At 53.7% G+C, this 229-nt stretch carries 1 protein-coding gene; it reads left to right on the top strand.

Going from position 1 to position 229, the window contains the following annotated elements; all coding sequences use genetic code 11:
- On the top strand, nt 1-229 hold a 229-nt coding region (locus V6D44_RS21015; RefSeq protein ID WP_333516868.1), incomplete at both ends, for an AMP-binding enzyme.

Here is a 229-nt window from a genome sequence, read left to right as displayed (position 1 = left end):
AGGTGCAGGATGCGGCGGTGACAGCTGTCAAAGATAAAGGCGGCAATACAGCGATCGCGGCGTACGTGACACCGGAAACAGCTGACATAGAAGCACTGAAATCAGCACTGAAAGAAACCTTGCCGGATTACATGATCCCGGCGTTCTGGGTGACATTAAATGAACTTCCGGTTACGGCAAACGGCAAAGTAGACCGCAAATCCCTGCCTGAGCCGGACATCGAAGCGGG

This window comes from Bacillus sp. 0209A (genome assembly GCF_036765095.1).
Taxonomy (GTDB): domain Bacteria; phylum Bacillota; class Bacilli; order Bacillales; family Bacillaceae; genus Bacillus; species Bacillus subtilis_G.
Note: the sequence above shows the minus strand (reverse complement) of the source record. Positions and strands in the feature narration are given on the sequence as shown.